This is a genomic window from Streptomyces sp. NPDC007896 (genome assembly GCF_042959425.1).
Taxonomy (GTDB): domain Bacteria; phylum Actinomycetota; class Actinomycetes; order Streptomycetales; family Streptomycetaceae; genus Streptomyces.
Genome location: NZ_JBIBKX010000013.1, coordinates 1 through 13,292, shown reverse-complemented (window position 1 = coordinate 13,292; position 13,292 = coordinate 1). Strand labels below are relative to the sequence as shown.

Genomic DNA, 13,292 nt, shown 5'->3' with positions numbered 1-13,292 from the left:
TCCAGGCCCTCACCAAGGCCACATCGCCGAGGGAGCCGTCGCAACCTGACCGGGCGGGTTCACTCGACCCACACTCCGTATACCGATCGTGCCCTGAACGGACCGTTCCCGGTCGATTACAGTGCTGAGCTGTCGGACGTACGGACTGTGCCTGGGGAGGTCTCGGTGGGTGCGACAGCCGGTGCCGTCTGGGGCCGTGCGGAGCAGCAGGACTTCCGTAGCCGGGTACGCGGGACCCTGCTGGGCGCGGCCGTCGGGGACGCCCTCGGGGCGCCGGTCGACGGGCTCACCCTGGAGGGGATCCGGGAGGCCCACGGCGTGGAGGGGCTGGTCGACCTCGCCTTCGGGCACGGCCGGCGCGGCGCCGTCACCCACCTGACCCAGCTGACCCTCTTCACCCTGGACGGTCTGATACGCGCCCAGGTACGCCGTGACACCGGCGCCTGGCATCCGCCCACCGACCTCCACCGGGCGTACCGGCGCTGGGCGGCCACCCAGAGCGACTGGGGCCCCGACGAGCGCCGCAAGGACGACGGCTGGCTGGCCCGCGAGGAGTGGCTGTACGCCCGCCGGGACCCGGCCCGCTCCTGCCTGATCGGCTTCGGCGACGACATCATGGGCACGCTGGACGCGCCCAAGAGCCCCGGCGAGCTCGGTCCCGAGGCCGCCGCACGCTCCGCGCCCTTCGGGCTGCTCGTCGGCTGGGAGCCACAGCTCGTGATGCAGCTCGCCGTCGAGTGCGCCGCGCAGACGCACGGGCACCCCACGGCGTACCTCGCGGCGGGCGCGTACGCCGTCATCGTGCACGCGCTGGCCCGCGGCGAGAGCCTCGACGGGGCCGTGCAGCGGGCGCTCGCGATTCTCGCGGCGCGGCCGGGGCAGCAGCCCGTCGCGGACGCGCTCCAGCATGCGCTGGGGGCCGTGCGGCAGGGGATGCCGACGCCGGGGCGCGTCGAGGAACTCGCCGGGGACGGTACGGCGGAGGGGTTGCTCGCGGTCGCCGTGTACTGCGCGTTGGTGGGGGAGGACATCCGGCACGGCCTGTGCCTCGCGGTGAACCAGAGTGGGCCCTCCGGGGTGGCCGGCGCCCTCACCGGGGGGCTGCTCGGGGCCCTGCACGGCGAGACGGCCCTCCCGCCTGCCTGGCTGGCCGAGCTGGAGGGCCGTCCCACGATGCTGGCCCTGGCGGACGACTTCGCCATGGAGATGACCCAGGGCCCGGCCCTGCACGGCCCAGGCGGCTCCGCACCGGGCTGGCTGACCCGATACCCGCGGGCATAAGGCGCCCTTCGCCCCCGCCGCCCCTACCCATTCCCGTCCCCCGGGGGCTGCGCCCCCAGCCCCCGCCAAAAGACCGCGCAGTTCCCCGCGTCCCTGAGGGGGCCGGGGGATGCGGGGCGAAGCCCCGCCCCAGGGGCGCGGGGAACTGCGCGACCAGCCCCCGCCGGTCCGCAGCCAAACGACGGCCCCGGTTGAGGCCCCCGGCGGCCGGCAGCCGTACGACTGCCGGCCGCCGGGGGTTCTCAGACGCCGGACGGGCTGGCGGTGCCGGCCCCGTCCGCGGCTTCCGCCGGGGACGGGATCGCCGCGGCCGCGGCCCCGTCCCCGTCGTCATCCGTGTTGATCTTCTCGATGATCGCGTCCCGCTCCGGCGTGTCCTCGGGCTTCAGGAAGCCGATGAGGATGTACAGGACGAGGGAGATGACCATCGGGACGGAGACCTGGTACTCCAGCTTCACATCGGTGCGCTGGGAGAAGTCCAGGTTGTAGTTGACGAAGAAGAACGCGAGCAGACCACAGGCCCAACTGATGAGCGCCGCCGTCGGGCCGGACTTACGGAACGGTCGCAGCAGGCCCAGGATGAACGGGATCGCGATCGGCCCCATGAGCCCCGCCACCCACTTGATGACGACCGTGATGATGTCCTTGAACGTGGGGGAGTTGACCTGCGTCGCCACCGCCATCGAGAACCCGAGGAAGGCGACGGTCGTGATCCGCCCCGCGATGAGCCCGGTCCGCGTGTCCCAGGCACGCGCGGCCTTGGAGAGCACCGGGGCCACGTCCCGGGTGAAGACCGCGGCGATCGCGTTCGCGTCCGACGAGCACATGGCCATCGTGTGCGAGAAGAAGCCGACCACGACCAGGCCCAGCAACCCGTGGGGGAGGAGCTGCTCGGTCATCAGACCGTACGCGTCCGAGCCGTCGGGCTTCTTCGCCGTGACGAGGAGCGGCGACAGCCACATCGGGATGAAAAGGATCACCGGCCACACGAACCAGAGCGCGGCGGACAGGAAGGCCGACTTCGTGGCCTGCTTGGCGCTGCCCGTCGCCATGTAGCGCTGGGCCTGGTTCCACATCCCGCCGTTGTACTCGAACAGCTTGATGAACAGGTACGCGATGAAGAACACGGTGAGGTACGGGCCCGCGAATCCGTTCGCGTGACCGTGCAGCTTCGGCGAGTCGAGAGCCTTGGACAGGCCACCCTGGTCGGAGATCTTGTTCAGCACGATGATCAGCATCGAGAGCCCCGCCAGCAACTGGATCACGAACTGACCCAGTTCCGTCAGCGCGTCCGCCCACAGACCGCCGATCGTGCAGTACACGGCCGTGATGCCACCGGTGATGAGAATGCCCTGGGTGAGTGTGACCCCGGTGAAGACGCTCAGCAGGGTCGCGATCGCCGCCCACTTCGCACCGACGTCCACGATCTTCAGCAGGATGCCCGACCAGGCGAGCGCCTGCTGCGTCGGCACGTTGTAGCGGTCCTTGAGGTATTCGAGCGGTGAGGCCACGTGCAGCCGGGAGCGCAGCCGGTTGAGCCGGGGCGCGAACAGCTTCGCGCCGAGCAGCACGCCGATGGCGATGGGCAGCGCCCAGGTGACGTACGAGGTGATGCCGTACGTGTACGCGATACCGGCGTACCCGGTGAACATCACCGCGCTGTAGCCCGACATGTGGTGCGAGATGCCGGACAGCCACCAGGGCATCTTGCCGCCCGCGGTGAAGAAGTCGCTGACGTCGTCCACACGCTTGTGGGACCAGACACCGATCGCGGTCATGACGCCGAAGTACGCGACCAGGACGGCCCAGTCGAAGCCGTTCATGTGCCCCCTCCAGGGGTCCGCCTTGTGAACCTGCAGATACCGGACGGCACTTCGCCAGCACACATGGGGGTCCCCCTGCTCGAGCGAAGCCGAGAGCTTGGGGGAGGGCGGCGCCCCCGTGCGGGAGCGGGGACTTTGGGGATTGAACCGCCGTTCGGAGGGGGCGGTCAAGACCTTTCCCGGTCACAGATATGAACACAGATCAGAAAGCAGAACGATTTTGCCTCCACTTTACCCGTACGGCTGTTGTCGTGCTCGTGACGTGGACCACACCATGAGCGGGCACTTCGTCAGACCACACAGGCAGGTTCACACCGACAAGTCGATCAGGCGTACGGGATGCGGGTCCCGCGCGGCTGGGAGGGGACGGCCGACTGGAATCCACCATCGGTTCCGCTAGCGCATGAGTTCGCCGGCGTTCACGAGCAGCGACTGTCCCGTGATCGCCCGTGCCCGGTCGGACGCCAGGAACACCGCGGCGTCCGCCACATCCCCGTCCGTGGCCAGCTCGGGCAGCGCCATCCGCTCGGTGAGCCGCTTCAGGACGTCCGCCTCCGGTACGCCCTCGGTGTGTGCCGTGAACTGGACGTACGCCTCGACGGGCGGCCCCCACATCCACCCCGGCAGCACGGTGTTCACGCGGACGCGATGGGGGCCCAGCTCCCTCGCCAGCGAGTACATCGCGCTCGTCAGCGCGCCCTTGGACGCCGCGTACGCCGCCTGCCGCACCTGGCTCGGCGCGGCCACCGACGACTGCGTCCCGATGATGACGACCGAGCCGCCGCACACCTTCAGCGCGGGCAGGCAGGCCCGGGTCATCCGCAGGGTGCCCAGCAGATTCACATCGATGACCGACTGCCAGGTAGCGAAATCCGCATCCTCCAGGCCGCCGAAGTAGCTGTCCCAGGCCGCCACGTGCACCACCGCGTCGATCCGCCCGAACCGCTGCGTCGCGAGCTCCGCGAGCGCCTCGCACTGCTTCTCGTCCGTGATGTCCGTGGCCCGGTACGCCGTGTGCGCGCCGTCCGGATCGAGCTCGGCCGCGGACGAGGCGAGATTGGCCTCCGTGCGCGCCCCCAGTACCGCGTTGCCCCCGTCCCGTACGACGGCCGCCGCGACCTGATGGCCGAGCCCGGCGCCGACCCCCGAGACGACGACCGTCTTCCCCGCAAGCAGTGACATCCGAGGCCTCCCCTTCTTTGTGGCTCGGTTCGCCCTGACGTGGCTCTGGCGCATTGTCTGACGGAGCGTCAGAGTATGGGCGTCCGGCGGAGGAAGGAAGAGCGAGGAAGGGGATCGTCATGTCGGAGGAGACCCGTAGCGAGGTGTACGCGGAACTGGCCGCTCTCGGCCCGTACGGCGTCCACCCGGGCCACGCCCTGATCACCATGGTCGAGCCGCACCCGGGCCACGAGTACGCGTACAACCGCTGGTACGAGGACGACCACTACTACGCCGGCGCGATGGCCATGCCCTGGATGTACGCGGGCCGCCGCTGGGTCGCCACCCGCGATCTCCAGCTCCTGCGGTACCCGGAGAAGTCGGCGGTCGCCCAGCCGGTCACCGCCGGCTGCTACCTCTCGACGTACTGGGTCACCGAGGGCCGCTACGACGACCACATGAGGTGGACCGTCGGCATCAACAAACGACTGAATCGCGACGGCCGTGTGTACCAGGACCGGACCCATGTCTTCACGGCCTTCCAGGACCACGAGGCCACGGTGTACCGCGACGGCGCCGCCGGCCCCCGCGACTTCCACGCCCTGGACCACCCCTACGCGGGCCTCGTCCTCCAGGTCGTCGACGTCGACTCCGCCGACCGGCGCGCCGAGCTGCTCGAATGGCTCCGCTTCCGCCACCTTCCCCGGCGCCTGGAGGGCGGACCAACGGCCATGGTGACGGTGTTCGCGCCTACGCCGCTGCCGTTGGACCGGATGACGTACGTCAAACAGGTTGAAGGAGTCGGGACGCGGCTGACGCTGCTGTGGTTCCTCGAGCAGGACCCACGCGAGGTCTGGGACGAGCACTTCGTCGGCCTGGACACGGAGGTGGGGGACTCGGGGCTCGGGCGCGTGGAGTTCGTCGCCCCATTCGTGCCGACAGCCCCCGGGACGGACCGCTACGTGGACCAGCTGCGGTAGACGTTCAGGGGTGCTGCCCGGCGGCCGTTTGAGCACGGCCGAGCCCCCTCGGCTAGGACGGCGGGCCAGTCGAGAGGGCTCTTTGCGTGGTGCGTATGCGGTTGGTCGGTGCAGTTGTGGGTGATGAGGTTGGGGTCGGTGCATCAGGCGCGGTCGAAAGCCCCCCGGCTGACCTCGGTCACGAAGGCGTTCCACGAGTTCGCGGGGAACGCCAGCGTGGGGCCCTCGGGGACCTTCGAGTCCCGTACGGCCAGCGCCGTGAGAACCGGGGACTTGACCTCGATGCACGCGCCGTTGCCGGCCGAATACGAGGACTTGGTCCACGTTTCCGTAGCACCCTGATGAATTGCCATTTTTGCTCCGGTAGCCAGTGTCGAGTTGCTGTCACCGCACTGCCGGTCCTTGCTGGAACCAGCGGTGTGGATTGCGCCAACGTTGTTGCGTGATGGCGTGATCGACGCTACTCGCCAACATCGGCGGGCGAAGTGACCGTTCACTCGACCGGGTGGCATATTCCAGTGGAGTCTTCCGTTTCGAGGTGGCGAAGGTGTATATTCCCCGCCTCGCTGGCCGACAACTCGGAGAATCGTTCCCCCGGCTGCTGGTCCGCCGGACTTCAGCGCGCGAACTCCTTCGCGATGTCCGCGATGAACTGGCGCGATTGGTCGACGTTCAGAGCCTGGGCCCGAAGGTGTTCGTACATGACGCTGTACTTCTGCACGTCCGCGGCCTTCTCCAGATAGAGGTCACTGGTGACTCCCTCGATGTAGACGACGCTCGAATCGGCCGCGTCGGGGAACTCCAGGATCGCGTACTGACCATTGAGACCGGGATGAGCCCCCACCTCGTATGGCAGCACCTGCACGGTGATGTGCGGGAGTTGGGACATTTCGGCGAGGTGCTCCAACTGCTCCCGCATCACCTGCCGGTTCCCGACGACCCGATGCAGGGCGGCCTCGTCCAGCACCGCCCAGAGGCGGAGAGGGGAATCCTCGGTGGAGACACGTTCCTGCCGCCGCAGGCGTACCTGGACGCGTTTTTCGATGTCGGCCGTCGAAGTCTCCGGCAGCGCACCTTGGATGAGCGCCTCGGCGTAGGGGCGGGTCTGCAACAGGCCGGGCACAATCTGCGGTTCGTAGGCACGCAGAGACGCGGCGTCGGTTTCCAGCCCGATGTAGACGCTGTACGGGATGTCGCCGAAGGAGTGCCACCAGCCCTGCTGGCGCGAATCCTTGGCCATCTGCATCAGGGAGTCGACGATCCGGTGGTCCTCGACCTCGTAGACCCCGCACAGATCGCGGACGTCACGCTGGCTGATACTGCGCCGTCCGTTCTCCAGCCGGCTGATCTTCGACTGCGAGACCAGCAGTCGCTCGGCGACCTCTTCGGCCGTCATGCCCTTGAGCTCGCGGAGCCGGCGCAGCTCCTGGCCCAGCCGGCGCCGCCGGACGGTGGGATTGACACTTGACGCCACGGGACGTGCACCTCCGGCTGCGGGCCTCTACTTTGCGTATCTGCTGTTGAGCAGACTGCCACCAAGGTGCGTTCTACCGCTGGAAAACACCGGATATGCGCTGGGTACGCGCCAGTTCGGAGATCCGGCGTACATATCACGCGGATCGCGTACGCGTACGCCGCCTTCACCCGTACCGCCCGCATATGCGCGACGCCCGCGAAATGCGGCCGCGCGGGGCGGTGGAGCCGTGTCGTCGTCCGGACGTACGGCCCCACCGTCCCGCGCGAGCCAGCGGCTCCCGAACCGGGTCTTGGGGACTGCGGTGCGGCGCTGGGGTCGTGCTGATGGTGCGTGGCGGTGCTCTTTGTGGTGCGTGGCGGTGCTGTTGTGCGTGGTGGTGCGTGCGGTGCCTGGTGGCGCCGTGGGACTGCGGCTCAGTGGACCACGGCGCGCGCCATGGAACCGTGGCGCGGTTGCATCGGAACGCCGTGTGCGGGTTCCGGTGCGGACCTGACTCCGGCGGTGGCCGGGCGGCCTGCCGGTGCCGGGTTGCGGCGTGGCTGTGCACCCACACCGTTCTGAACGTCCATGACCGCGTGGGCCACGAGGCCGCCCATGGGGTCATGCCTGATCAGGTCCCGTAGCCGGGAGCGGGACGAGCGTCCCTCATTGCCCGGATACAGGTGCTTGCCGAGACCGACCGCATGGGCCAGCGCGGCGAGCGCCGCGGTCCGCGGGTCCGGCGGTACGCCGGTGCGGATCGCGCTGTCCAGCCGGGACTTGATCTCCCGGCTGATCTCCGTGTCCGTCGCTTGGTAGCGAGTCGTCGGAAGCACCCCGCACATCTGGCCGGCCACGGCATGGACCATGCCGCACCTCTCCAGATGCGAGAGGTAGGTCTGGCGCAGCCCCAGTCGGGGTCCGCCAATCCAGTTGACCGCGCGTACGGGTGCTCCGCGTCGGCGAAGCAGTTCCAACGCACAGTCCAGTGTTGGATCTCCAGTCGGCCGTGGCTGCACCACGGCGATACGATCCCCGTCTGGGGCTATCCGTCCGGCCAGCGCCAGCTCTACTAGCTGTGCTCCGGCCAGACCGAGGTCGAGCGACTGCGGCTGTGCGGTGGTACCCGTCGTCGGGTCCAACGCCAGCAGCAGAAGCTCTTCCGGAAGAGTTCTGCGGCTCCTGCCCATCCATGCCTCCCCGCGTGGATGAATGACAGGGTGACCCCTCTCACATTGGTCTGTCGAGAGTGCCTGACCGGTTCGTGATGGAACCAGCAGGTATGTCGTTCTCGTCTACCGCAGGGGTTAAGCCCGCACACAGGACACTGGTACATGGTTCGGACAGCGATGTCCGGGCGGCGGGACAAGGGTTCACGGTTCGTTGGGCGCCCGGTGGGTGGCGCACGGAGGAGGCATCGGTGGCGGGCGAGTCCCCCGACAGGTCGAAGCAGCACGAGTCGTCGGCTTCGTCGGCAGAAGCGACGCCGGGGAGCCCGGCCGCGGTTCCGGGCCCGATCCGGGCCGCCGCGGCGGCGGCGTCGGCCGATCCCCGTCTGGCGGTGGCCCGCGAACGGGCCGCCACCGTACGGGTGGATCAGGCGACGGCGGTGTTCTCGACGCGGGCGTTGGCGGAAGGTTCCGCCGGGTCCGGGGGGAAGGGCTCCGTGGAGGACGCGCGACTGCGCGAGGCCGTGGCCGCCTGGGTCGCAGGGGCGGACGAGGAGGCCCCTGAGGGGGAGTCTGAGGTTCCGGAAGCCTCCACGGGCCCGGAGGGCTCCGACAAGGCCTCCAAGGCCTCCAAGGGCGCGGAGAAGGCCGTTGCGGCGGAGGGGGACGGCGCCGGGGCCGGGGCCGAGGTCGAGGCCGGGACCGGGGCTGAGGTGGAGGCTGAGACCGAGGCTGGGGCCGAGGTTGAGACCGAAGTTGAGGCTGGGGCTGGGGCTGAGGGCGAGGCTGACGGGGAGTCGGCTTCGGGGTCCGGCGCCAGTGCCGACATCGATGCCGACGCTGATGCCGACTCCGACTCCGACGCGGACTCTGACGCCAAGTCCGAGGTCGAGGCCGAAGTTGATGCCGAAGCCGAAGCCGAAGCCGAAGCCGAAGCCGAAGCCGAAGCCGAGGCCGAGGGCACGGCGGCGGATGACGCCGACGCCGACGCCGACGCCGGACCGAAGACGGACGCGAAGTCCACGGCGGACGCCGAGTCCGAGACCGAGACGGAGTCCGAGACCGAGACCGAGACCGAGGACTCGAAGCCGGAGGCGAAGGACTCTCCGGAGGACGCGTCCGAGACGTCTGAGACCTCGAAGAAGACCTCCGAGACCTCCGAGACCTCCGAGACCTCCGAGGACTCCGAAGGTCCCGAGCATTCCGCGACCCCCGAGGCCCCTTCGGACGTCGAGGGCTCCAAGGACACGCCGTCCGCGGACGATTCGCCGTCCGCGAAGGACGCCCCGGACACCGACGACGCGCCCGAGCCCCCCGTCGACCAGCCCACCGCCATCTTCAAGGCGCCGAAGCGCCCGGCGGTGGACCAGCCCACCACCATGCTCAAGCTGGGCGGCGCCAAGCCGGCCACCGACAAGCCCACGGACGAGTCGAAGGCCGACCAGCCCAAGGCGGACCGGCCGAAGCCCGAGACCCCGTCCGAGCGCACCAGCAAATTCGTGGCCCTCAAGCCCCTCGACGAACCCGTGTCGAGGGTGAAGCCGAAGACCACCGCGACCCCGCCCGTTCCCTCCGCCTCCTCCTCGCCCACCAGGGTGGCCCCCGCCGACGCCACCGCCGCCCTCCCGCAGGTCGGCCCCGAGCGCACCACGCAGCAGCCGCTGCCGCCGAAGCCGCCGCTGGACCTGCTGGCCGAGCTGACGAACACGCCGCCGCCCCCGCAGACCCCCGTGCGGACGCTCGCGCGCCGGGTGAAGATCTGGACGCCGCTGGTCCTGCTGCTCGCGGTCATCTTTGCGGTCGCACAGTCGCTCCGGCCGGTGCCGACCCCCACGCTGGACCTCACCGCCGAATCCAGCTACACCTTCGGCGGCGGCGGCGCCTCCATCCCGTGGCCGTCCTCCGGTCAGGGCGCGCTCGACGTCCAGGGCATCGGTTCGTTCGGCACGTCCGGCGAGCAGAAGGCGGCGCCGATCGCGAGCGTCGCCAAGGTGATGACGGCGTACCTGATCCTGCGCGACCACCCGATCAAGTCCGGCGACGGCGCGAAGATCAAGGTGGACCAGAAGGCCCAGGACCAGTCGGACGCCGGCGACGAGTCGACCGTCAACGTGCACGCGGGCGACACCATCACGCAGAAGGAGGCCCTGGAGGGCGTCCTGATCGCCTCGGCGAACAACGTGGCCCGGCTGCTGGCCCGCTGGGACGCCGGTTCCGAGACGGCCTTCGTCGCCAAGATGAACGCCGCCGCCAAGGAACTCGGGATGACGAACACGACGTACACCGACCCGTCCGGCCTGACGAAGACGACCGTGAGCACGGCCGCTGACCAGGTGAAGCTGGCCAAGGCCGCGATGAAGGACGCTTCCTTCCGCGAGGTCGCCCGGATGATGGAGTACACCGACTACAAGGGCACCAGGCACAGCAACTGGAACCACCTCGTCGGCTCCAACAACGTCATTGGCATCAAGACGGGCACCACCACCGCGGCAGGCGGCAACCTCGTCTTCGCGGCGACCAAGGAGATCGGCGGCGAGGTGCGGACCATCGTCGGAGCGGTGATCAGCCAGGGCCCCGGCGGCAATGACAACACCATCCTCGGCGGCGCCCTGGCCGCGGGCGACAAGCTGATCCGCGCCGCGCAGGCCTCGCTGAAGTCCGCGACGATCCTGAAGAAGGGCGATGTCGTCGGTTACGTCGACGACGGGCTCGGTGGCCGTACGCCGGTCGTGATCACCAAGGACGTCACGGCGGTCGGCTGGGCGGGGCTCAAGGTGAAGCTGTCCTTCGTCTCCTCCGAGCTGCCGCACTCCGCGAAGGCCGGCACCAAGGTGGGCTCGCTCACCGTGGGCGACGGCGGCAGCAGCAGCGCCGTGCAGGTTCCCGTCGAGCTCCAGAAGGACCTCGTCGAGCCGGGCTTCGGCGCCAAGCTGACCCGCGTGAGCTGAGCGGCCGTACACAGTGAGCCCGAGTGGACGTACGCAGGAGGGTATGGGCGTACGGGTACGGGTACGGGCGTACGAGTGGGGGGCGCTTCCGGCAGGGGGCGTATCCCCCGTACGCCGGAAGCGCCCCGAACACCATGTGAACGCGCCGTGAGCCCGCCGTGAGCGCGGCACGAACGCACCGCACCCCGTCGGGGCGCCCCACCCGGGAGCTCCCCGGCGGGGTGCGTGCTAGCGTCGCGAGATCGGGGGAGGTCGCGGGCCGCGGGTCCCGGGCCGAACACGAGAAAACGGGACACGGGAGCCTTGCAGTGGCGACAGCGGAGCCGACACACGCCGACGACGCCGATCCTGGCACTGGCACTGGCCCTGGACCAGGTCCTGAACCGGATCGCGGACCGGGCTCGCGAATACGGCTGCCCGCACACGCCACCGGCGACCCCGCTGACGACAGCCTCACGGACGACGAGCCGCGGGAGCCCGTGACGCCGGAGTCGCTGAGGCGCGAGTCCGTGACGCGGGAGTCCCTGACGCGCGAGTCCGCGGTCCAGGGGCGGCGTACCCGCCTCAAGGCCTTCGCCCTGCGCCACCCCGTCGCCTTCGTCACCGTCGTGGCCGGCCTCCTGCACGTCGTCTGGTTCTTCACCTTCGCGAACAGCGGCGGAGACCTCGCGGCGCAGGACGCGTGGGCGGAGTTCGTCGGACGGCACCCGGACTCGGCGTACAACCTCGCCTGGTACGGCGGTATGCACCCGGTGTCGTACAGCGTGGTGTCGCCGTATCTGATGTCGGTCCTCGGCGTCCGTACGACGATGATGATCGCCGGGACGATCTCGGCGGGCCTGCTGACGATGATCCTCATCCGCAGCCGCGCGATACGGCAGCCGCTGGCGCCGGCCTTCGCGGGTGTCTTCGCGCTCATCTGCAACGCGATATCGGGGCGGGTGACGTACGGCCTCGGCATGGTCTTCGGGCTCGCCGCGGCCGCCGTGGTCTTCTGCTGGCCGCACCGCTGGCGCTACAAGCGCTGGGCGAAGGCCCTGTGCGCGGCGCCGCTCGCCGCGCTGGCGACCGCCGCGTCGCCGGTGGCCGGACTGTTCGTGGGCCTGGTCGCGGCGGCCCTCTTCCTCCAGAAGCGCCGCCCCGGCGCGTACGCGCTCGGCATCGCGCCGACCGTCGTCGTCGCGCTCTCGGCCTGGCTGTTCCCCTTCTCCGGCACCCAGCCGATGTCCTTCGGCTCGGCCTCGCTGCCGCTGATCTCCGCCGGGCTGGTCTTCGCGCTCGTTCCCAAGGAGTGGAAGACGGTACGGATCACGGCGGCGGTGTACGGCCTCGCCGTGCTCCTCGTGTGGCTGATCAGCTCACAGATCGGCTCGAACATCACCCGCCTGGCGATGCTGCTCGAGGGCGTCGTGCTGCTCGCCGCGCTCCCCTTCACCGTGCCGAAGTCACGCAAGTGGTACGTGACCGTCCTCGCCTTCGCCGGATTCGTCGGGTGGATCGGCTTCAAGTCGGTCGACGACATCATCCATACGACACCGGCGGCGTCCTGGGCCCGCGAGCTCGCTCCGCTGGTGAACCAGCTCCAGGTGGTCGGTGCCGAGAAGGGCCGCGTCGAGGTGGTCCCCGCCCGCTCCCACCGCGAGGCGTCCGCGCTCGCGCCGTATGTGAACCTCGCCCGCGGCTGGAACCGCCAGGCCGACATGGAGCGCAACCCGCTCTTCTACGACGACACCCTCAACTCCGCGAACTACCACGAGTGGCTTCAGCGCTGGGCCGTCCACTACGTGGTGCTGCCCAAGGGAGAACCGGACGGGGACGGCGGCGAACGCGAGCGGCGGCTGGTCCAGCGCGGCATGCCCTACCTCCGCCAGATCTGGGGCGACGCGAACTGGCAGCTCTTCTCGGTCACGGACCCCATGCCGCTGGCCGATCCGCCGGCCGTCGTCGACCGGGCGGAGCAGGGCGAACTGACCATCGAGGTGAAGAAGGCGGGCCGCGTTCTCATTCGCATCCCGTACTCCCCGTGGCTCGGGCTCGTCGACGCCAAGGGGAAGGGCGTGAAGCCGCCGCAGGAGACGCAGAAGTCCAAGCACCGTGCGGAGGGTAAGCCGAAGACGTACGACAACCTCAACGGCTGCCTCATGGAAACCCCGGAGAACGCTTCCGGCGACAAGTGGACGGAGCTCCTGGCCCCCGCCCCCGGCACCTACCGCCTGGCGGCCCCGTACCAACTCCCCCGGGGAACCCCGTGCCCCGAAGAACTGCGCTGACCCGCCCCGCGGCCACCTTCCGCGTGGAGTGCTTCGGCTGCGGGCCGGTGGGGGGCTGGCCGCGCAGTTCCCCGCGCCCCTGAAGGCGGGGCTTCGCCCCGCATCCCCCACCCACCCCGGCCCGCGTCCTTCAGCCCGTCCGGCGTTTGAGGACGAGGCCGGTCAGGCCGATCGGGGGTCTGGGGGCGGAGCCCCCAGGGTGAG

At 69.9% G+C, this 13,292-nt stretch carries 9 protein-coding genes; 4 read left to right on the top strand and 5 right to left on the bottom strand.

Annotation, left to right across the window (positions count from 1 at the left end):
* The first annotated feature begins 165 nt into the window (after nucleotides 1-165).
* The gene (locus ACFZDJ_RS34980; protein ID WP_391064976.1) at nucleotides 166-1,281 is read left to right on the top strand and encodes an ADP-ribosylglycohydrolase family protein; all 1,116 of its coding nucleotides are present in this window, start codon (nucleotides 166-168) and stop codon (nucleotides 1,279-1,281) included.
* Nucleotides 1,282-1,523: 242 nt separating this feature from the next.
* Here ACFZDJ_RS34980 and ACFZDJ_RS34975 read toward each other — a convergent pair whose 3' ends face one another.
* Together ACFZDJ_RS34975 and ACFZDJ_RS34970 are read right to left on the bottom strand one after the other, a co-directional pair.
* Nucleotides 1,524-3,104, bottom strand: coding sequence for a sodium:solute symporter family protein (locus tag ACFZDJ_RS34975; protein ID WP_391064972.1), 1,581 nt, complete (start codon nucleotides 3,102-3,104; stop codon nucleotides 1,524-1,526).
* Between the two features lie 396 nt (nucleotides 3,105-3,500).
* A complete protein-coding gene (locus ACFZDJ_RS34970; protein WP_391064969.1) occupies nucleotides 3,501-4,286 on the bottom strand; it encodes an SDR family oxidoreductase in 786 nt (261 codons plus the stop codon).
* Between the two features lie 119 nt (nucleotides 4,287-4,405).
* On the opposite strand from ACFZDJ_RS34970, the gene ACFZDJ_RS34965 reads away from it, so the two are divergent.
* The gene (locus ACFZDJ_RS34965) at nucleotides 4,406-5,245 is read left to right on the top strand and encodes a hypothetical protein (protein WP_390930431.1); all 840 of its coding nucleotides are present in this window, start codon (nucleotides 4,406-4,408) and stop codon (nucleotides 5,243-5,245) included.
* Between the two features lie 143 nt (nucleotides 5,246-5,388).
* On the opposite strand, the gene ACFZDJ_RS34960 is transcribed toward ACFZDJ_RS34965, so the two are convergent.
* The 3 genes from ACFZDJ_RS34960 to ACFZDJ_RS34950 form a co-directional block, all read right to left on the bottom strand.
* A complete protein-coding gene (locus ACFZDJ_RS34960; protein ID WP_168509248.1) occupies nucleotides 5,389-5,598 on the bottom strand; it encodes a DUF397 domain-containing protein in 210 nt (69 codons plus the stop codon).
* A gap of 263 nt (nucleotides 5,599-5,861) precedes the next feature.
* Entirely contained in the window at nucleotides 5,862-6,719 is an 858-nt protein-coding gene (locus tag ACFZDJ_RS34955) for a helix-turn-helix transcriptional regulator (protein WP_168509247.1), read from the bottom strand.
* Between the two features lie 416 nt (nucleotides 6,720-7,135).
* On the bottom strand, nucleotides 7,136-7,891 hold the full coding sequence (locus ACFZDJ_RS34950) for a GPP34 family phosphoprotein (protein ID WP_101404483.1): 756 nt from the start codon (nucleotides 7,889-7,891) through the stop codon (nucleotides 7,136-7,138).
* A 230-nt stretch (nucleotides 7,892-8,121) separates the two neighbouring features.
* Here ACFZDJ_RS34950 and ACFZDJ_RS34945 point away from each other — a divergent pair, with 230 nt between their 5' ends.
* On the top strand, nucleotides 8,122-10,818 hold the full coding sequence (locus tag ACFZDJ_RS34945; protein ID WP_391064966.1) for a D-alanyl-D-alanine carboxypeptidase: 2,697 nt from the start codon (nucleotides 8,122-8,124) through the stop codon (nucleotides 10,816-10,818).
* A 308-nt stretch (nucleotides 10,819-11,126) separates the two neighbouring features.
* A complete protein-coding gene (locus tag ACFZDJ_RS34940; protein WP_390930426.1) occupies nucleotides 11,127-13,088 on the top strand; it encodes an MFS transporter in 1,962 nt (653 codons plus the stop codon).
* The last annotated feature ends 204 nt before the right edge of the window (nucleotides 13,089-13,292 follow it).